Source organism: Mycobacterium paraseoulense (genome assembly GCF_010731655.1).
In the GTDB taxonomy this organism is placed as follows: Bacteria; Actinomycetota; Actinomycetes; order Mycobacteriales; family Mycobacteriaceae; genus Mycobacterium; species Mycobacterium paraseoulense.
In genome coordinates this window covers 4,418,851-4,437,593 of sequence record NZ_AP022619.1, presented here as the reverse complement: position 1 = coordinate 4,437,593, position 18,743 = coordinate 4,418,851, and the positions used below count along the sequence as shown (strand labels likewise).

Annotated in this window: 17 protein-coding genes; 7 read left to right on the top strand and 10 right to left on the bottom strand. The window is 70.8% G+C overall.

From position 1 onward, the window contains the following. Positions 1-116 precede the first annotated feature (116 nt). Positions 117-1,394, top strand: coding sequence for a DUF3068 domain-containing protein (locus G6N51_RS20650; RefSeq protein ID WP_158086256.1), 1,278 nt, complete (start codon positions 117-119; stop codon positions 1,392-1,394). Positions 1,395-1,402: 8 nt separating this feature from the next. Then, positions 1,403-3,106: a hypothetical protein gene (locus tag G6N51_RS20645; RefSeq protein WP_083174785.1), complete on the top strand. Its 1,704-nt coding sequence runs from the start codon at positions 1,403-1,405 to the stop codon at positions 3,104-3,106. Here the strand turns inward: G6N51_RS20645 and G6N51_RS20640 are convergent. After that, complete coding sequence (locus G6N51_RS20640; protein ID WP_083174787.1) at positions 3,086-4,252, bottom strand: glycosyltransferase family 4 protein; 1,167 nt, start codon at positions 4,250-4,252, stop codon at positions 3,086-3,088. The genes G6N51_RS20645 and G6N51_RS20640 overlap by 21 nt on opposite strands. 62 nt (positions 4,253-4,314) lie before the next feature. On the opposite strand from G6N51_RS20640, the gene G6N51_RS20635 reads away from it, so the two are divergent. The 4 genes from G6N51_RS20635 (at position 4,315) to G6N51_RS20625 (ending at position 7,673) form a co-directional block, all read left to right on the top strand. Then, positions 4,315-5,088, top strand: a complete 774-nt coding sequence (locus tag G6N51_RS20635; protein ID WP_142275187.1) for a class I SAM-dependent methyltransferase — start codon at positions 4,315-4,317, stop codon at positions 5,086-5,088. 45 nt (positions 5,089-5,133) lie between these two features. Then, a complete protein-coding gene (locus G6N51_RS20630; protein WP_083174793.1) occupies positions 5,134-6,600 on the top strand; it encodes an aldehyde dehydrogenase in 1,467 nt (488 codons plus the stop codon). 286 nt (positions 6,601-6,886) lie between these two features. Then, complete coding sequence (locus tag G6N51_RS29470; protein ID WP_264054191.1) at positions 6,887-7,018, top strand: hypothetical protein; 132 nt, start codon at positions 6,887-6,889, stop codon at positions 7,016-7,018. 88 nt (positions 7,019-7,106) lie between these two features. Further along, on the top strand, positions 7,107-7,673 hold the full coding sequence (locus G6N51_RS20625; RefSeq protein WP_083174835.1) for a TetR/AcrR family transcriptional regulator: 567 nt from the start codon (positions 7,107-7,109) through the stop codon (positions 7,671-7,673). Positions 7,674-7,677: 4 nt separating this feature from the next. Here G6N51_RS20625 and G6N51_RS20620 read toward each other — a convergent pair whose 3' ends face one another. The 6 genes from G6N51_RS20620 to G6N51_RS20595 form a co-directional block, all read right to left on the bottom strand. Beyond that, the gene (locus tag G6N51_RS20620) at positions 7,678-7,974 is read right to left on the bottom strand and encodes a hypothetical protein (protein WP_067740363.1); all 297 of its coding nucleotides are present in this window, start codon (positions 7,972-7,974) and stop codon (positions 7,678-7,680) included. An 18-nt stretch (positions 7,975-7,992) separates the two neighbouring features. Beyond that, positions 7,993-9,501 (bottom strand): class I adenylate-forming enzyme family protein, encoded by a 1,509-nt coding sequence (locus G6N51_RS20615; protein WP_083174795.1) that lies wholly within the window; start codon positions 9,499-9,501, stop codon positions 7,993-7,995. A gap of 60 nt (positions 9,502-9,561) precedes the next feature. After that, positions 9,562-10,347, bottom strand: a complete 786-nt coding sequence (locus tag G6N51_RS20610) for a crotonase/enoyl-CoA hydratase family protein (protein ID WP_083174798.1) — start codon at positions 10,345-10,347, stop codon at positions 9,562-9,564. Between the two features lie 123 nt (positions 10,348-10,470). After that, positions 10,471-11,880 (bottom strand): WS/DGAT/MGAT family O-acyltransferase, encoded by a 1,410-nt coding sequence (locus G6N51_RS20605; protein ID WP_083174801.1) that lies wholly within the window; start codon positions 11,878-11,880, stop codon positions 10,471-10,473. Between the two features lie 44 nt (positions 11,881-11,924). Further along, a complete protein-coding gene (locus tag G6N51_RS20600) occupies positions 11,925-13,109 on the bottom strand; it encodes an alpha/beta hydrolase (protein WP_083174803.1) in 1,185 nt (394 codons plus the stop codon). Between the two features lie 185 nt (positions 13,110-13,294). Further along, positions 13,295-13,963 carry a class I SAM-dependent methyltransferase gene (locus G6N51_RS20595; RefSeq protein WP_083174806.1) on the bottom strand — a complete coding sequence of 223 codons (669 nt, stop codon included), beginning with the start codon at positions 13,961-13,963 and terminating at the stop codon, positions 13,295-13,297. 245 nt (positions 13,964-14,208) lie between these two features. Between G6N51_RS20595 and G6N51_RS20590 the strand changes: the two genes are divergently transcribed. Beyond that, the gene (locus G6N51_RS20590; protein WP_083174811.1) at positions 14,209-15,108 is read left to right on the top strand and encodes an alpha/beta hydrolase; all 900 of its coding nucleotides are present in this window, start codon (positions 14,209-14,211) and stop codon (positions 15,106-15,108) included. A gap of 7 nt (positions 15,109-15,115) precedes the next feature. Here G6N51_RS20590 and G6N51_RS20585 read toward each other — a convergent pair whose 3' ends face one another. From G6N51_RS20585 to G6N51_RS20575, 3 genes are read right to left on the bottom strand one after another with little or no spacing between them, the layout of a single operon-like run. After that, positions 15,116-16,420 (bottom strand): amidohydrolase family protein, encoded by a 1,305-nt coding sequence (locus tag G6N51_RS20585; protein ID WP_083174813.1) that lies wholly within the window; start codon positions 16,418-16,420, stop codon positions 15,116-15,118. Beyond that, complete coding sequence (locus G6N51_RS20580; RefSeq protein ID WP_083174815.1) at positions 16,414-17,595, bottom strand: CoA transferase; 1,182 nt, start codon at positions 17,593-17,595, stop codon at positions 16,414-16,416. Before G6N51_RS20580 ends, G6N51_RS20585 begins: the two co-directional genes overlap by 7 nt. Positions 17,596-17,622: 27 nt before the next feature. Continuing rightward, positions 17,623-18,639, bottom strand: coding sequence for a MaoC family dehydratase (locus G6N51_RS20575; protein WP_083174817.1), 1,017 nt, complete (start codon positions 18,637-18,639; stop codon positions 17,623-17,625). Between the last annotated feature and the right edge of the window lie 104 nt (positions 18,640-18,743).

Genomic DNA, 18,743 nt, shown 5'->3' with positions numbered 1-18,743 from the left:
TACACCGGGAAGGCCCGTGGCGGTCCCAATACATTGGTAAGCCGGGGCCTTACGTTCTGCTGTTAGGGTCGAACGGGTTTGCCCCGGCGAGAGACCATGAGGGAGGGCACAGCAACGTGAACCGAGCAGTCATGTTGCGGTTCGCCGCATGCGGGATCATCGGACTCGGAGCCGCCCTGCTGATCGCCGCGCTGCTGTTATCGACGTACACCACCAGCCGGATCACCAAGGTCCCGCTCGACATCGACACCACGCTGATCAGCGACGGCAGCGGAACCGCGCTCGACTCCGCGTCGCTGTCGACCGATCACGTGGTCGTCAACCAGAACGTGCCGCTGGTGTCGCAGCAGCAGATCAGCGTCGAGTCGCCCGCCAACGCCGACGTGGTGACCCTGCAGGTCGGGACCTCGGTGCGGCGCACCGACAAGCAGAAGGACAGCGGCCTGCTGCTGGCGATCGTCGACACCGTCACCCTCAACCGCAAGACGGCGATGGCCGTCTCCGATGACACCCACGCCGGCGGCTCGGTCCAGAAGCCGCGCGCCTTCAACGACGAGAACCCGCCCACCGCGATGCCGCTGCGGCACGACGGCCTGGCCTACCGGTTCCCGTTCCACACCGAGAAGAAGACCTACCCCTACTTCGATCCGATCGCGCAGAAGGCGTTCGACGTCAACTACGACAGCCAGGAAGACGTCAACGGCCTGACCGCCTACAAGTTCACCCAGAACGTCGGCTACAACGCCGAGGGGAAGTTGGTGGCTCCGGTGGCGTACCCGTCGCTGTACCCCGGCAACGAGGACGGCAAGGTCACCACCTCCGCGGCGATGTGGGGCCTGCAGGGCGGCGACCCGGCCGAGCAGATCACCATGACCCGCTACTACGCGGCGCAGCGGACCTTCTGGGTGGACCCGGTGTCGGGCACCATCGTCAAGGAGACCGAGCACGCCAACCACTACTTCGCGCGCGACCCGCTCAAGCCCGAGCTGACCCTGGCCGAGTACAAGGTCACCTCCAACCAGGACACCGTCGAATCGCAGGTCAACGCCGCCCGGGACGAGCGGGACCGGCTGGCGCTGTGGTCGCGGGTGCTGCCGATCACGTGCACCGCCGTCGGTCTGATCGCGCTGGTCGGTGGCGGCCTGCTCGCCTCGTTCAGCCTGCGGACCGAGAGCGCGCTGACCGATCCCGGCCTGGACCGGGGCGACCAGGATTTCTTCGGCCGCAGCGGGCTCGAGGAGCCGGTGCCGGGCGCCGAGGCCGAGACCGAGAAGCTGCCCACGCAGCGCCCCACCTCGCGCGATGATCCCGGCGCGGACGCGCCCACCCTGGGCGCCGACGAGCCACCCGATGCGGGGCCGCCCGAGCCCACCAGCTCACCCGAACGGGAGTAGCCCGCCGCGTGCGCTGGACCCGGCCCGGGTACGCGTTGGCCTTGGCGCTGCTGGTGGTCGGGCCGCTGCTCAAGCCCGGTTATCTGCTGCTGCGCGACGCCGTGTCCACGCCGCGCTCGTATGTCTCCGATACCGCGCTGGGCTTGACGTCGGCGCCGCGGGCCACGCCGCAGGACTTCGCGGTGGCGCTGGCCTCGCACGTGCTGGACGGCGGCCTCGTGGTGAAGGCGCTGCTGGTCCTGGGGCTCTGGCTCGCGGGTTGGGGTGCGGCCCGGCTGGCCGCGACGGCGCTGCCCGGCGCGGGCGCGGCCGGCCAGTTCGTCGCCACCACCCTGGCGATCTGGAACCCCTACGTCGCCGAGCGACTGCTGCAGGGCCACTGGAGCCTGCTGGTCGGATACGGCTGCCTGCCCTGGGTTGCGACGGTGATGCTGAGGCTGCGGACGGCTTCCGGCTCGTTCTTCGCGCTGGCCTTCTGGGTCGCGCTGGCCGGGCTGACGCCGACCGGTCTGCTGCTGGCCGCGACGGTGGGCCTCGCCTGCGTGGCCGCGCCGGGCCCGGGCCAGCCGCGCTGGCGGTGCGCCGCGGTGACGACGGGCGCGGCGCTGGTGTCCGCGCTGCCCTGGCTGACCGCCTCGGCGCTGGGCGCGTCGTTGACCTCCCACACGGCGTCGAACACCCTCGGGGTCGCCGCGTTCGCGCCGCGCGCCGAGCCGGGCCTGGGCACGCTCGCCAGCCTGGCCAGCCTGGGCGGGATCTGGAACGGCGAGGCGGTGCCGATCTCGCGGACCACGCTGTTCGCGGTGGCGTCGGCCGTGGTGCTGCTGGGCGTGGTCGCGGCGGGGTTGCCGGCGGTGGTGCGCCGCCCGGCGGCGCGGCCGCTGGTGGCGTTGGCGGCGGCCGCCGTGCTGGTGCCGGCCGCGCTGGCGACCGGCCCGGGTCTGCACCTGCTGGCCGCCGTGGTCGACAGCGTGCCCGGATTCGGTGTGCTGCGTGACGGGCAGAAGTGGGTGGCGCTGGCCGTGCCGGGCTACGCCCTGGCCGGCGCTGGCGTGGTGGTGACGCTGCGCAGATGGGTGCCGCCACCCGCCGACGTGGTGGCCGCGCCGGTTTGCTGCCTCGCGCTGATCTTCGCGCTGCCCGACCTGGCCTGGGGGGTGTGGGGCCAGGTGTCGCCGGTGCAGTATCCGCGCGGCTGGGCGGCGGTCGCCGCCGCGATCAACGCGCAACCCCGGACGGTAGCGGTGTTGCCCGCCGGCACCATGCGGCTCTACTCCTGGTCGGGTCGCGCGCCGGTGTTGGATCCGTTGCCGCGCTGGGTGCGCGCCGACGTGCTGAGCACGGGCGACCTGGCCATCTCGGGGACCGTCATCCCGGGCGAGGGCACTCGCGCCCGCGCGGTGCAGCAGTTGCTGCTGGCCGGGCCCGACCCGTCCGCCCTCGCCCCGGCCGGCGTGGGCTGGCTGGTCGTGGAGTCGGACACCGCCGGCGACATGGGGGCGTCCGCCCGCACCGTCGAGGCGTTGACGCCGGTCTACCGCGACGACGACCTCGCGCTCTATCGCATCGGGGGCGACACCGCCGGGGCCGCCCCGGCCGCCCGCACGACGACGTTGATCGCACACCTGGCGTGGCTGGCGGTCCTGCTCGTGGGTGGCGCCGGGGCGTTGGTCAGCGGGTGGCGATCCCGGTCAGCCCCGTCCGCCGAGTAGGCCGCTGACCGGGTGGCCGGTTCGCACGGCCTCCAGGACCGTGCGCATGGCGTCGGCGCTCTGCCGCCAGGAGAATTCACCGCTTCGGGTGTGGGCCTTGGCGCCGAGTTGGTCGCGCAGCACGGGATCGGACAGCAGCTCCTCGAGACGATCCACCAGCTCGGCGTGGTTGTCCACCAAGATCCCGGTCACCTCGTCGACGATCGAATCCGAGAGGCCGCCCGAGGACCGGTAGCCGATGGTCGGCACCCGATGCTGGGCCGCCTCGACCACCGCGAGGCCCCACCCCTCCTTGCGCGAGGGCAGCAGCTGCACCCACGAGCTCTGCAGCACGTGGTGTTTGGTCAGGTCGTCGACGTGACCGTGGAAGGTGACCGCATCGGAGATGCCGAGCCGGCGGACGTGGTCGACGAGCCGGAGGCGCCACCACCCGTCACCGACGATGTCGAGGTGCAGGCCCGGCACACGGGGCCGCAGCTGCGCGACGGCCTCCAGCGCGTCCTCGATCTGCTTGTGCGGCACCAGCCTGGACAGCACCACCAGTCGAGGCGCGGCGGCGCGCGGGCCGGTCAGCGAACGCGGCGGGGCCTCGTCGAGCCCGTTGCGCACCACCGCGATTCGCGCGTTGTCGACCCCGAGGGTCACCAGGTCGCGGGCCGACGGCAGCGACACCGTCACGTACTGATTGCGCCGGTTCAGCCACGGCGACAACCTCGACTCGACGAACCAGCCGAGCCGGCCGAGCACCGGCCCGGCCACCGGCCATTGCTCGCGGTGGCAGTGGTGCACCAGGACCACCACGCGCCGGCCGTAGACCAAGCGGGCGAGGAAGGGCAGGCCGTTCTGGGTGTCGACGACCACGTCGGGCCGCACCCGCCGCAGCGGTCCGAGCCCCATCCGCGCCGCCGCCATCGCGAGCAAGGCCCAGACGTAGACGGAGTACCGGCCGCCGGCACGGTCGATGCGCACGCCGTCGACGACTTCGCGGCGAGGCGCTCCCGGATAGCGCGCGGTGCGCAGCGTGACTTCGACGCCGGATGCCGCCAATTGCGCTCCGATGCGCTGCAGGTAGGTCTCGCTGCCGCCACCCTGCGGGTGGCCGGTATCGCGCCAGCACAGCAGGAGTACGGAGCGCAGAGCAGACATCACCGGTCAGCCTAGCCGTACCGACCATGCGGACCGGTGCTGCGTAGGGTTGGCCGGTGGCCGTGACCCCGCCTCCCACCCGAGTGTTCGCGCGGCGGGCGACCCTGGCCCGGGCGCTCCGGCTGCTGTCGGAATTCCGCTTCGAGCAGTCGGATCCGGCCCGGTTCTACGGTGCGCTGGCCGCGGACACCGCGGCGATGGTGAGCGACCTATGGCTGGCCGCGCACGGCGCGCCCCCGGCCGGCCGCACGCTGCTCGACGTCGGCGGCGGGCCCGGCTACTTCTCGGCCGCGTTCGAAGACGCCGGGCTCCGCTACCTGGGTGTCGAACCCGACCCGAGCGAGATGCACGCGGCCGGACCCTCGCTCGCGGGCGGCCCCGGAAACTTCGTCCGCGCCTCGGGCATGGCCCTGCCGTTCGCCGACGCCTCGGTGGACATCTGCCTGTCATCCAACGTCGCCGAGCACGTGCCTCGGCCGTGGCAGCTGGGCAACGAGATGCTGCGGGTGACCAAGCCGGGCGGGCTTGCCGTGCTCTCCTACACCGTCTGGCTGGGCCCGTTCGGTGGGCACGAGATGGGGCCGGCGCACTACCTCGGCGGCGCCCGGGCCGCCGCGCGGTACGCGCGCAAACACGGGCATCCGGCGAAAAACAACTACGGGTCGTCGTTGTTCGCGGTGTCCGCGGCCGAGGGCCTCGACTGGGCCGCGAGCACCGGCGCGGCCGTGGCGGCATTTCCCCGCTACCACCCGCGATGGGCATGGTGGCTGACGTCGGTGCCGCTGCTGCGGGAGTTCGGGGTCAGCAATCTGGTGCTGGTGCTGCGGCCCCGATAATGAAACATGTTCTCGTTTTGTGTCGGCTTGGGTAGGGTGGCGCAAATGAGCGACATGACCGAATACGACAAGCTTTTCATCGGCGGCAAGTGGACCGAGCCGTCGACCGACGAGGTGATCGAGGTGCGCTGCCCGGCCACCGGCGAGTATGTCGGGAAGGTGCCCCTGGCGGCGGCCGCCGACGTCGACGCCGCGGTCGCCGCGGCCCGCGCGGCCTTCGACAGCGGACCCTGGCCCACGACGCCCCCCAAGGAGCGCGCGGCCGTGATCGCCAACGCGCTCAAGCTGATGGAGGAACGCAAGGACCACTTCATCCAGCTGCTGGCGGCCGAGACCGGCCAGCCGCCGATGGGCATCGAGACGATGCACTGGATGAGTTCGATCGGCGCGCTGAACTTCTTCGCCGGCCCCGCCGTCGACCAGGTCAAGTGGAAAGAGGTCCGCACCGGGGGCTACGGGCAGAGCATCGTCTACCGCGAGCCGATCGGCGTGGTGGGCGCGATCGTCGCGTGGAACGTGCCGCTGTTCCTGGCGGTCAACAAGCTCGGCCCGGCGCTGCTGGCCGGCTGCACCGTGGTGCTCAAGCCGGCCGCCGAAACCCCGCTCAGCGCAAACGCCTTGGCCGAGGCCTTCGCCGAGGCGGGGCTGCCCGAGGGGGTGCTGTCGGTGGTGCCCGGCGGGATCGAGACCGGGCAGGCGCTGACCTCCAACCCGGGCGTCGACATCTTCTCCTTCACCGGCAGCTCGGCCGTCGGCAAGGAGATCGGCCGGCGCGCCGCGGACATGCTCAAGCCCTGCACGCTGGAACTCGGCGGCAAGTCGGCGGCCATCGTCCTTGACGACGTCGACCTGGCCGCCGCGGTCCCGATGCTGGTGTTCTCCGGGATCATGAACACCGGGCAGGCCTGCGTGGCCCAGACCCGCATCCTGGCGCCGCGCTCGCGCTACGACGAAATCGTGGACGCGGTAAGCGGTTTCGTTCAGGCGCTGCCGGTGGGGCTGCCGTCGGACCCGGCCGCCCAGATCGGTTCGCTGATCTCGGAGAAGCAGCGCGCCCGGGTCGAGGGCTACATCGCCAAGGGCATCGAGGAGGGGGCGCGGCTGGTGTGCGGCGGCGGCCGGCCCGAGGGCCTGAACAGCGGCTTCTTCGTGCAGCCCACGGTGTTCGCCGACGTCGACAACAAGATGACGATCGCCCAGGAGGAGATCTTCGGCCCGGTGCTGAGCATCATCCCCTATGACACCGAGGAGGACGCGATCAAGATCGCCAACGACTCCGCGTACGGCCTGGCCGGCAGCGTCTGGACTTCCAACGTGCCGCACGGCATCGAGATCGCCGAGAAGATTCGGACCGGGACGTACGCGATCAACTGGTACGCATTCGACCCGTGTTGCCCGTTCGGCGGCTACAAGAACTCCGGCATCGGCCGCGAGAACGGGCCCGAAGGCGTCGAGCACTTCACGCAGCAGAAGAGCGTGCTGATGCCGATGGGCCACACGATCGAAAGCTGACCCCGGTACGCACCGAGCGTGCACTCACCGCGACGAAGCAGGACCAACCTCGCGGTGGGTGCACGTTCGGCGTTTCAGGCCATCGCGGCCCCGGCCGACCCGTAAGATTATGCAAAACAGCATAGAAACCTGGTTGTTACAACCACGTCAGCCGCGGTTCGCAGCAACGCATATCGGCGTTTCCCGTGGTGCAGGGTTTGCATAGGCAATAAAACTTGCTTACTGGACCGCTGTCTTATATGCTTCTCAGCATAATCATCGGCGGCGCTTAGGCCGGGAGAGAATCATGTGGATCATCGAGCTGAACATCGGCGGCTATCAATTCACCCGCGAGATGCCCGACCTGAAGCGCCGGAGTTTCCGCTTCAGCCCGCGGAGCATGCATTGGCCGGTACTGCGGCATTCAACCGCTGCGTGACCTAGGCCCGGGAGGCACGAGAGTGGCGACCACGACCGAAACTGTGCAGGACCTCGCCCCGACGAAGCGCGGCGGCACCCGCAAGAAGATGTTGGCCAGCGCGGCCGAGGTGATGCGTGAACGCGGCGCAGCCGGGGTGACGATCGACGCTGTGCTCGCTCGCAGCGGTGCCCCGCGTGGCTCCGTCTACTACCACTTCCCCGACGGGCGCAATCAGATCCTGATCGAGGCGCTGCGGTATTCCGGTGACTCCATCACCGCGATGATCGACGATGCCGCCGACCAAGGTGCCCGCGTGCTGCTGCGCAAGTTCGTCGAGTTCTGGGAGCGTCTGCTCACCGAGGGCGGCTTCAGCGCCGGCTGCCCGGTAGTGGCCGCGGCGATCGGCTCGGACGAAGCCGACGCCAAGCTCTCCGCCGAGGCCGGCGCCATTCTGGGCCGCTGGTGTGCCGCGCTGACCCGAGCGTTCACTCACGACGGCTTCGACGAGCCATGCGCCGCATCCCTGGCGGTGATGTCGATCGCCGCCCTCGAAGGCGCCATCGTGTTGTCCCGCTCAACCGCCAGCATCGACCCGCTGCGCGAGGTCGGCGATCAGCTCGAATTCCTGATCAAAGCAAGGGAATTCGTGGTCCGCAACAAGCTCGCGGAGTGACCCGTCAGTCGCTGGCCGGCAGCGGCTTGACCTCTTTGAGCTGCAGCGCGGTCGCCCCGACGCTCAGGCTCCCGGCACCCGGCTTGGTCACCAGCACCTCGGCGCCCGTCTCGTCGACGTAGCGCTTGCCCATCACGGTGCCGTCGGCGAACGCCGGATCCAACTCGCCCGAACGCTCGGCACCTATCGGCACCATCGGCGCACCGCCACAACGCAAATCGTCGAGGCTGTCGGCGCTCCTGACGACGATCACCTGCGTGTCACACACCTGGCTGGCCAGGCGGGTTCCGTTCTTGATCATGTTTTTTCCTTAACTCCCCTACTGCTCGGCCGGCGCGGCGCGCAACGCACCCAAGTCCTTGACGATCTCTCGGCGCAGGACCTTGCCGGTCGCCGTGGTGGGTAACTCGTCGCGAAACACAACGTGGTCCGGCGTGCGCGACCCGCGCAAGCTTTTGCGGACGTGATCGCGCAGCTCCTCGGGATCGGGATCGATCCCGAGGGCCGGCACGACGACGGCGACGATCGCCTGACCCCATTGCGGATCCTCGACACCGACCACGGCGACATCGCGGACATGGGAGTGCTCGATGAGCACCTCCTCCAGCTCGGCCGGCGCGATGTTCTCGCCGCCGCGGATGATCGTGTCGTCGCTGCGTCCGCTGATGAAGAGGTAGCCGTCCTCGTCCAGCAGGGCCACGTCGCGGGTCGGGAACCAGCCCTCGTCGTCGAGCACCGAGCCGATCCCGGTGTAGCGCCCCGACACCTGCTCGCCGCGGACGAACAATTCACCGGGTTCACCGGGTCCGAGTACCTTGCCGTCCTCGTCGCGGATCTGCAGTTCGATGCCCGGAACCGGGCGTCCGACCGATCCAAGCCTCTTGGCGACGTGCGCCTCCGATGCCGAGTGGGCCTCCCGGTGGTCATCGGGGCCCAGCACCGCGATCGTCGAGCTGGTCTCGGTCAGGCCGTAGGCGTTGACAAAACCCACGTGCGGCAGCAGTTTCAGCGCCCGGCGCACCAGCGGCAGGCCCACCTTGGAGCCACCGTAGGCGAGGTTGCGCAGCGACGGCAGCTCGTGGCCGCCGCTCTCCAGCACCGTGACGATCCGCTCCAGCATCGTGGGCACCACCGTCGCCGTGGTGACCCGCTCGGCGTCGACCAGCCGCACCCACTCCCGGGCGTCGAAGGTGGGTAGGTAGACCATCTTGCGCCCGGCATAAAGATTGGACAACGCGGCGCTGACTCCGGCGATGTGATACGGCGGCACGCAGATCAGTGCTGCCTCGCCGGCGTCGGCCGATTCGAACTCCACTGTCCCGGTGACATAACTGGTCAGATTGTTGTGCGAGAGTTCTACGGCCTTGGGCTGCGACGTGGTGCCCGACGTGAACAACACGATCGCGACGGACTCAGGGTCGGGAAATTCGGCGGCCGGCTCGGCGCTGCGCGCAGCCGTCAGGAACTCCTCGGTGGCCATCAGCCGCGGTGTGGCCTCGCCCAGCACGTCGCGATACCGGCCGTCGACGACCACGAGCGGCTCGGGCAGGCGACCGATCAGTGCCCGGATGCCGTCGGCCGACAGCCGGTAGTTGATCGGCGTGAAGGCAACCCCCGCGCGGGCCGCGGCGAAGATGAGCAGCGGCAGCGTCGCGCCGCCGGTTCCCACGTAGGCCAGGTGCCTGGCACCCGATCCGGCGACGACCCCGGCGCCGCCGTCGGCGAGATCGCTGAGCTGCTGCGTCGTCAGCCGGGTGTCTTCGGAAACAACGGCCGTCCGATCGGGGTTGCTCGACGCAGCCATCTCAAGCAGCAGCGAAATGCTCATCCTCGATCTTTCCGGTTTCCCGACGGTTTACAGATTCAAGCCATAGTGTAACCCGCCAGGTTATGTGCCCGTCCAGCGCGGCGGGCGCTTCTCCGCGAAGGCGACGGCGCCCTCCTTGGCGTCGTTGGATGCGAACACCGGGGCCAGGATCGCGTTCTGCTCGGCGAACATGTTCTCCGGGCTCCAGCCTCGGGACTCGACGATGATCCGCTTGGTGGCGGCCACCGCGAGCGGCCCGTTGGCGGCGATCTTCTCGGCCAGCGCGATCGCCTCGTCGAGCGCCTTACCCGGCTCGGCCAACACGTTGACCAGCCCGAGCTCGTGGGCGCGCTCGGCCGACAGGTTGTCGCCGGTGAGCGCGAGCTCCATCGCGATGGCCGACGGGATGCGCTGCGGCAGCCGCAGCAGGCCGCCGCCACCGGCGACCAGCCCGCGCTTGACCTCGGGGATGCCGAAGGCCGAGTCCTTCGACGCGACGATCAGGTCGGTGGCCAGGGCCAGCTCGGTGCCGCCCGCCAGGGCGTAACCCTCGACCGCGGCGATGAGCGGTTTGGCCGGTGGGCGCTCGGTGAAGCCCATGCCACGGCCCTCGACGATGGGCAGTTCGCCGCGCGCGAACGCCTTGAGGTCCATGCCCGCGCAGAACGATCCGCCGGCGCCGGTCAGGATGCCCACCGAGAGCCCGGCCTCGCCGTCGAGCCGGTCGACGGCCTCGGCCAGACCGTTCGCCACCGCCGCGTTGACCGCGTTCTTGGCCTTCGGCCGGTTGATCGTGATGATGAGGATCCGGCCCCGTTGTTCGACCAGAACTTCGGGTTCGCCGGCTTCTTCGCTCCCAGTGCTCACGTGCCGCACAACTCCTTCGGTGTCGGGTCCCTCGTGTCGGGGTGGCTGCTGTCCGTGGAGATGTTAGCGGTCGACCGGAACGCCATTGACGTCAGGCGAGAGTGCCATTTCCCTCGGGCCGGCTCAAGCCGGCGCCATCGCGGCCTCGACCACGGTGAGCTCTTCGGAAAGCCCTGCCGCCCTGCGTATTTCAATAAAGTCGGCCACCATGGCCTCGGTCACCTCGTGCGGGTCCTTGAGCGTGGCTCCATCGGAGAGCACCGAGATGTTGAGCTGGTCGACGTAACTCCACACGGTGATGTTGAGGCCGCTGCCCGCCGTCAACGGTCCTACCGAATAAATCTCGGTGACCAGCGCCCCGCCGACGCGGCCGCGCTCGCGCGGACCGGGCACGTTGGAGATGTTCAGGTTGAGGATCTTGTTGTGGCCGGCGCGCTCGGACGCCCACCGGAAGAAGGCCTGGGTGGGCGCGGGCGGCATGTAGGCCGCCCACCGGCTGACCAGCTCCGGGCCCATCAGCTGGTTGCTCTCCTTGGCGGCGATGGCGTTCTCGTGGCTGCACCGCACGCGCTCGAGCGGGTCGTCGGAATCGGTCGGCAGGCCCACCAGGACACCGGTGAAGCGATTGCCGGAGATCCGCTCGGGCGAGAAGTCGAAACTCATCGGCACCGATGCCAGCAGGGGTTCGGCCGTACCGTCGTAACGCAACAGCAGGGTGCGCAGGGCGCCGGCCGACATCGCCAGCACCATGTCGTTGATCGTCGCCCCCAGCCGCTTGCCGGTCTCCTTGACGTCGGCCAGCGCCAGCGTCGCGGTGGCGAACCGGCGCTCCGGGGTGATCTTGTGGTTCATGAAGGTCGGCGGCGGCTCGAACGGGCGGGTCAGCTCGGGTGACAGCTTGCGTGAACTGCGGCGCACCCGGCCCAGCCCCTCGGCCGTGTAGCGGACCGTGTGCGGGATCCGGCCGACGTGGCGCACGTGATCCGCGAAGGCCGAACTCAGCAGCTGCCGCGTGGTCGGCGCCGGATCGCACATGTACGGCCCGCCATCGGGCCCGGGCTGCAGATCCATGCCGCGGGCCATCAGGTTGGCCGAGGCGACGCCGTCGGCGAGCGCGTGGTGGATCTTGCCGACCACCGCGATCCGGTTGTTGGCCAGGCCCTCGATGAAGTACATCTCCCATAGCGGGCGGCTGCGGTCCAGGGCCGTGCTGGCGATACGCCCGATGGCCTCGTCCAGCTCGCGGCGGCCGCCGGGCGCGGGCAGGCGCCACGGCCGGATGTGGTAGTCCAGGTCGAGCTCGCAGTGCTCCCGCCACATCGGGTGGTGCAGCTTGAACGGGATCTCGACCAGCTGGTAGCAGAAGGGCTCGAGCTTGTTCAGGCGGCCGCGGATGACTTCGCGGAACGCGCCGATGTCGAAGTCACGCCGATCGGAATCCAGTTCGATCACAGCGGCTTTGATCGTGTGCATGTGCACGTTCGGTGTTTCGCTGTACAACAGGACCGCGTCCCACCCGCTCAGCCGTTTCACCGCTGCCCCATTCCCATAAAGGGACCATACTCAGCGGTGGCTGCTCAGATAACCTCTTTGGCCGCGTTTGCCTTGGTGCGATACACCTGATTGAGGAACAGCGAAGTCGCGTGCGCGGCCGCGCCCGCCCGCTCGCCGTCGATGAGGTCGTAACCGTGGCCGGCGCCGGGCAGCTCGAGGTAGCCCACCACCGAATGCGAGACCGCCCGCATCCGGTCGACGAAGCTGCGGGCCTGCTCGACGGGGATGACGCTGTCCCGGCTGCCGTGAATCACCAAGAACGGCGGCGCATTCCGATGCACGCGCGCCATCGGCGACGCGTCGCGGAACACCTCCGGGTGACGGTCCATCCTGCGCTTGACCACCACCCGCTCCAGGAACTCGACGAACCGGTCGCGCTCGGGGGTCGAGCGGTCCTCCCAGTCGTAGCGACCGTAGATGCCGACCACCGCGTCCACCGAGGTGTTGGCGCCTTCCGGCAGCTTTGCGTGCAACTGCGGGTCGTCCGGGGTGAGGCCGGCCAGCGCGGACAGGTGCCCGCCGGCCGAACAACCCGCCACGGCGACGAAATCGCGGTCACCGCCGAACTTGTCGACGTTGGCGCGCGCCCACGCGATGGCGGTCTTGACGTCGATGATGTGCCGCGGCCAGCGGTGATGGGGGGCGACGCGGTAGTCGATCGCCAGGCACACCCAGCCCTGCTCGGCCAGCCGGGACATCAGGGCGGAGCCCTGCCCCATCGCCTTGCCGTGCACCCAGGCGCCGCCGGGCACGAAGATCAGCACCGGGGCCGGATGCGCCGGCAGATCCTTGCGGCGCCAGACGTCGAGCACCTGCGCGGGGTGGTCCCCGTAGTGGACCGCGCGCCGGTGGAGGTAGCGGCGCTGACGCATCGCGTCCCAGATCGGCGGCGTCCGCAGCGCCGCCGGCCATTCCAGCTCGAGATCCGCGGCCGACACGATCCCCCGCAGCGCGGCGACGGACACCTCCCGGGCGCTCAGCCCGTCGGGGACACGGACGTCGTCGCCGTCGTCCGACGGCCGCCGGGGCTTGGTCATCCCGGAGAAGAACTCGGGCGCGTGCCGGGCGCCCCAGATGCCCATCGCGGTGAGGCCGCCCAGCGGCTCGAGGTGCTTACCGACCACCGGCAGCGAAGCGCCCGCGACGCTCAGGGCCAGCGCGTAGTCGCCGGGTCGGGCCCGTAGCAACCATTTCGCGCACGATGTCATAGCCGGCCTCCTTGCCGTGGTGTTAGGGCAGCGTACCCCCGGCTCCAGGTCCGAAACTGACGTTTCCGTCGACGCAACGCCGGACATCCAAACGACGCCCGCACGGCGGTTGCCATGGACGCCCGGGCTGTTCCCAGTGGTGCGCGCGTCTGCCAGCCGGGCGGGTCGCGCCGGCCGCGACACGCTCACATCGCCGCGAGGCAGGCGATCACCCGGCCGCCGATCAGGCGCACACCGGTCAGCGTCAGACCGACCTGCGCGGCCAGCGCGGCGGCGCTGTCCACGCCGACCGACGCCCAGCGGAACCAGGGCCCCACCTCACACGCTGACTCCAGCCGCACCCAACGCGAACGGATGCCGATGTTCTCGGCGTCGAACTCGGCCACGCACCGGCCGCCCCGCGCCAGCAGCTCGGCGGCCCGCCCGAGGATGCGGCACGGGTCTCCACCGAGGCCCACATTGCCGTCGACCAGCAACACCGTCTGCCAGAGGCCCATCGCGGGCAACGGGTCGAACACGTCCCCCAGCAGGACCGGCGCGCCGCCGCGGCCCGCCAGCCGGATCGCGGTCACGGAGCGATCGATGCCCAGGGCCGGTATTCCCCGCTGGATCAGCCGAGCCACCAGCCGGCCCGGTCCGCAGCCCAATTCGATCGTCGGCCCGGTGCACATCCGCGTGACGGCTTCGTCGAAGTCTTCGTCGAAGGCGTCACCAGATGAATCACCGGGACGTTCGTGCTCGGGACATCGCACGCCCAACCAGCGGTGCGCCGGCAGCGGCCGCAGCTCGCCGTCGTCGTGCCGAATCCAACATCGCTCGCCGCCGAGCGCCCGATCGTAGAGATGCCCCAGCATTCACGTGCCTCGCGTCCTGCCCGACCGGGCGGCCCTAGCTCGGTCCCGGTGAGGGACGTTGCGACGACGAACCAGCAACAGCTTGCACGACGGCTGCCGCGCTCGCCAGCACTCCACCGATACCCCGATCTTTGTCCGGCTAATCCACCGCCTTGGAGCACGCTCGGGGAAGCGGAATGGTTCACTCACGAACGGCTCGAGCAAAAGCCCATTCCCGCACGGGCTCTCACGGTGATACTGATCCGGTGCCGAACCCCGATGTTCATCCCGACCTGCAGCGAATCGCCCGTTTCGCGCCACGCCGACTCGTCGGTCCCCGGACCCTGCGGATGATGCGGGCCGCGATGGCGTTGCGCGAGCGCCTCGCCAGGCCCGTTCCCGGCGTCGAGGTGATCACGCTGAGCTCGGGGGCCGGTGTCCGGCTGTTCCGGCCGGCCGGTGTGGCCGCGCCGACCCCGGCGCTGCTGTGGATCCACGGGGGCGGATACGTGATCGGCACCGCCCGCCAGGACGACCGGCTCTGCAGCGGCTTCAGCCGGCGGCTGGGCATCACCGTCGCATCGGTGGATTACCGCCTGGCGCCCGAACATCCGTATCCCGCGCCGCTGGAGGACTGCTACTCGGTGCTGACCTGGCTGGCGGGCCTGCCGTCCGTGGACCGGTACCGGGTGGCCATCGGCGGCGCCAGCGCCGGCGGTGGGCTGGCCGCGGCCCTGGCCCTGTTGGCTCGCGACCGCGCCGAGGTGAGCCCCGCGTTCCAGCTGCTGACCTATCCCATGCTCGACGACCGCAGCTCGGCCACCGCCCACAACCCGAACTACCGGCTGTGGGACAACCGCAGCAATCGGTTCGGCTGGGCGGCCTACCTCGGCGACGCCGACCCGCAGGTCGCCGTGCCCGCGCGCCGCGCGGACCTGAGCGGGCTGCCGCCGGCCTGGATCGGGGTCGGCACGCATGACCTGTTCCACGACGAGGACCTGGCCTACGCCGAACGCCTGACGGCCGCCGGGGTGCCGTGCCAGGTGGAGACCGTTCCGGGAGCCTTCCACGGTTTCGACCTCTTCGTGCCCAAAGCGCAGGTGTCGCAGCGGTTTTTCGACAACCAGTGCGGCATCCTGCGCGCAGCGCTCGCCATCGCGCCGTGATCGCCGGTCACATCGCGAAGTAGACCAGCTCGCCCGCGACGATGGTCGCCGCCACCATGCCGGCGTCCAGCTCGGCCAGCACCGTCACCGGTGGCTCGCTCAGCACACATAGGTCTGCCGGCTCGCCTATCGCCACCGTCCGTGGCTGGGCCGGCCGGTCCGGCCGGCCCAGGAACATCGTCAAAGCCTCTCGGGCCGAGACACATTCGCCGGCGGTGAGGACGACGCCGCTGGGGGTCGTGCGGTAGACGGCGGCGCGCATCGCCGTCCAGGGATCGCCGTGGCCGAACGGCATGTCGGTGGACAGCGCGACCGGCACCGCCGCCTTCAGCAAGGAGGCGACGCGCCACAGCTGATCGTGCTCGGCGGCGGGGACGTCGGTGAGGTAGTGATCGCCGCGCTCGGCGACGAAATTGGGCTGCGTCACCACCGTGACCCCAAGGTCGGCCAGGTCGGCCAGGTTGTCGTCGGGCACCACGGCGGCGTGCTCGACGCGGTCCTGCGGATGCCCGCCGGCCGCCCGCAGGGCCGCGACGGCGACCACCAGTTGGGCGGCCGTCACGCAGTGCACCGCGACGGGACGGCCCGCGTCGTGCTGGCCGGCTATCCACCCGGTCAGGCCGTCCAGGTCGAGGCGGTCGTCGTGCAGGATTTTCTTGCCCGGGGACAGGAAGCTCGGCCGGGGCCGGAACTCGCCGCGGCGGTGCGCCACCATTAGCGAGACCATGTCGTCGGCGTCGAGGTCGGGGGTGGCGTCGGTGACACCGGTGACGCCGGTCGCGGTGATGCGCCGGCTCAGCTCGGCCAGGTCACTCTCGCGCCGCTGCAGCAGGTCCGACCAGCCATGGTCCGCGCTGCGCAGCCGCCCGTCGGGGTGTTCGGCGAGCCCGACCCGACCCAGCGCCTCGGAGTTGAGGATCCACAGCGCCCCGCTGCGGTGCTGGATACGCACCGGGACGCCGCGCACCATGGCGTCGACCGCGGTCCGGTCCAGGTCGCCGGCCACCGACTCGTGGTAGCCGACGGCTCGAATCCACCCGTCGGGGCCCGGCGTCGCGTTGGACAGCAGTTGTGTCAGCTCGGCTTTGGTGCTGACCCCGGGCGGCCCGACCAAGAACGAGTCGAGCGACGACGCCGCCGAGCGCAGGTGCACGTGATGGTCGTGCAGGCCGGGCAGGACGGTGCCCCCGCCGGCGTAGAGCACGCCCTCGCCGGGTTGGGCGACCAGCCCGTCACCCATTTCGTCGATCCGCTCGCCGAAGCGGATATCGGTGGCCGTCCCGTCCAGCAGGGTGGCGTGCCGGATCAGCATGACAGGCAACCCCGTTGGGCCACGATCTGGCGCACCGCCTCGTTGTCGGCACCCAGCCTGGCCGCCGGCCGTGCCGGCGGCGGAAGCGGCGGGGGCGGCACGGGCCGGTCGGCGGCCGACGCCTGCGTCGGCAGCGCCGCATAGCCGGCGGCGACCGCGGCCATCGACACCTCGATCAGCTCCCCGCCCCCGCGGCCCAGCGAGTCGGCGACCACCCGGGTCGCCTCCAGCCCCGTCAGCGGATCGGCGATCGCGTCACCGCAGAACACCGGCCCGTTGGCGGCGACGCCGACCAGTGCGCCGCCCACCGCGGCGTCGTCACCGAACGCCGGGCGGCTGTCGGCATATCCCTTGATGCGCAACCAGATTCGCCCGGTGCCCGCCGCGACGTCGTCCGGCCCCAGCCCGCGCCGGGTCAGCGCCGCGGGGCGCGAGCCCTCGATCACTACGTCGGCGGCGGCGAGCAACTCGCGCAAGTAGCCGGCCTGCCGGTCGAAATCGACGCAGTAGGACAGCTTTTCACCGTTCATCCAGTCGAAGAACGCCCGGTTGCCCGCTCGGGTGCCGTCCGGGCGGGACGGGCTCTCGACCTTCACCACGGTCGCTCCGGCGCGGGCCAGCAGCTGTCCGCACAGCGGGCCCGCCCACATCGACGACAGGTCGGCGACCAGCAGGCCGGTGATGCCGCGCGCCGGTCCGCGGGCGCCCCACGGTCGAATTCGCGGCGCGGCGGCCACGGCTTCGCCCAGGCGCGCCGCCGGGAGGTCGAGCAGCGTCGCGCGCTCGATGATCGCCGGGAGCGATTGCGTTGCGGCCCAGCGCCGCAACGCAGGCCAGGGATCACCCGCGGCGTCGTCGGATTGCACCAGCGCGGGGACGGCGGCGACGTCGTCTGGGCGCGACAGCGTGATCGCGCACCAGCCGTCGGCGGCGGCCAGCAACCGGGTGGCGCGGCCGGCGGAGACCCGGCCGCCGCGGGTCAGGCCCAGCATTGCCGCCCGCCCGGACAGCAGGCCGGCCGCGTCGATGGCGAACCCCAAGCGCCCGCCGACGGCTGCCGCCACCCGCTGAGCGTGGGTCAGCACGTTCGCCCGGGAGAAGTCGGGCGGCCCGTCCGGCAGGCCGGTCAAATAGGCCAGCCCGCTGCTCCCCCACACCGACGCCGCCGAGCTCACGCCTCCATTGTGCTCGTGGCGCCCGGTTCAGAAGTGCAGCGCGCTGAATCGCCAGTCCAGCACCGCGCGGTCCGGCTCGCCCGTCGGGTCGCCGACGGCGTAGACCAGCGACCGCAGCCCCAGCACACCGCCCCGACCAGCCGGCTCGGCGGACTCGACGCGCAGCTCGCTGTAGAGGGTGTCGCCCTCGTGGACGGGGCCGGTGTGATCGCAGGACGCCCAGCCCAGCACCGTCGCCAGGTTGGGCAGCAGCCTGCTGGCCTGCGCGAGGGCGAGTCCGATGGTATGCCCGCCGTACACCAGCCGACGCCCGCCCGCCCGCGAATCATGGTGGGTGGCGGCGATATTCAGGGTCAGCCGGGCGAGTTCGGGCGCGCTGCTGACCACGTCGCCGGTGCTCTTCAGGACGGCACCGGCCAGACCGGGGTCGAAGTGCGGACCGGGCACCTTGGCCCGAAACGCCGCGGCGTCCCACTGCGCGGTCGGATTGGCGGCGGGGCCGGGCATGTCGGCGCCGACGGTGGACAGGTCGTCCTGCGCCGCCCCGTCGGGCGCCCAGTCCGGGCTTGCGGGCAGCATGCCGCACCGGTAGAAGTCGAGCACCAACCGATCGGCCTGGTCGACGGTGGTCATCCGCAGCGCCGCCAGTCCCGTCGGCGCGCGGCCCGGTTTGAGTGAGTTCGCCCGCAGCCCAACCACTTCCGTGCGGGTGGATAGGGAATCACCGATGACCGGGAACCGGTGGAAAGTCAGCCCGCGGTAGAACAGGTTGGCCTTGACGCGCTGGGTGGCCAGCGTCGACTGCCCGATCGCCACGTCGCAGACCAGCGCCGGGTGCGCCAGCGGTGCGGGCAGGCCCGTGACGGCGGCGCACAGGTCGGCGTCCAGCGGCAGCCGCAGCCGATCACCCAGGATCGCCTGGTGGGCGGCGGCCAATCCAGACGTCAGCGTCATCGCCGGCGCCCAGTCGAAGACCTGACCGACCGAGAGATCGTCGAAGTACGGCCCGCCGGCGCGGACTCCCGCATACCCGTCACTCGTCACAACGCCACATGCTGGCAGGCTGTGGAATCGGGGGGCGACGCTGGGGGTCAACTCGTGGCGATCGCGAGCGCGGCGAGGCCGGGCGAAGCGGATCGCCACCATCA

Excerpts from the sequence above, each read along its gene's own strand:
- G6N51_RS20620 (WP_067740363.1), bottom strand. The coding sequence starts at position 7,974 with ATGATCAAGAACGGAACCCGCCTGGCCAGCCAGGTGTGTGACACGCAG.
- G6N51_RS29470 (WP_264054191.1), top strand. The coding sequence starts at position 6,887 with ATGTGGATCATCGAGCTGAACATCGGCGGCTATCAATTCACCCGCGAG.
- G6N51_RS20630 (WP_083174793.1), top strand. The coding sequence starts at position 5,134 with ATGAGCGACATGACCGAATACGACAAGCTTTTCATCGGCGGCAAGTGG.
- G6N51_RS20615 (WP_083174795.1), bottom strand. The coding sequence starts at position 9,501 with ATGAGCATTTCGCTGCTGCTTGAGATGGCTGCGTCGAGCAACCCCGAT.
- G6N51_RS20640 (WP_083174787.1), bottom strand. The coding sequence starts at position 4,252 with ATGTCTGCTCTGCGCTCCGTACTCCTGCTGTGCTGGCGCGATACCGGC.
- G6N51_RS20595 (WP_083174806.1), bottom strand. The coding sequence starts at position 13,963 with ATGCTGGGGCATCTCTACGATCGGGCGCTCGGCGGCGAGCGATGTTGG.
- G6N51_RS20625 (WP_083174835.1), top strand. The coding sequence starts at position 7,107 with ATGTTGGCCAGCGCGGCCGAGGTGATGCGTGAACGCGGCGCAGCCGGG.
- G6N51_RS20600 (WP_083174803.1), bottom strand. The coding sequence starts at position 13,109 with ATGACATCGTGCGCGAAATGGTTGCTACGGGCCCGACCCGGCGACTAC.
- G6N51_RS20585 (WP_083174813.1), bottom strand. The coding sequence starts at position 16,420 with ATGCTGATCCGGCACGCCACCCTGCTGGACGGGACGGCCACCGATATC.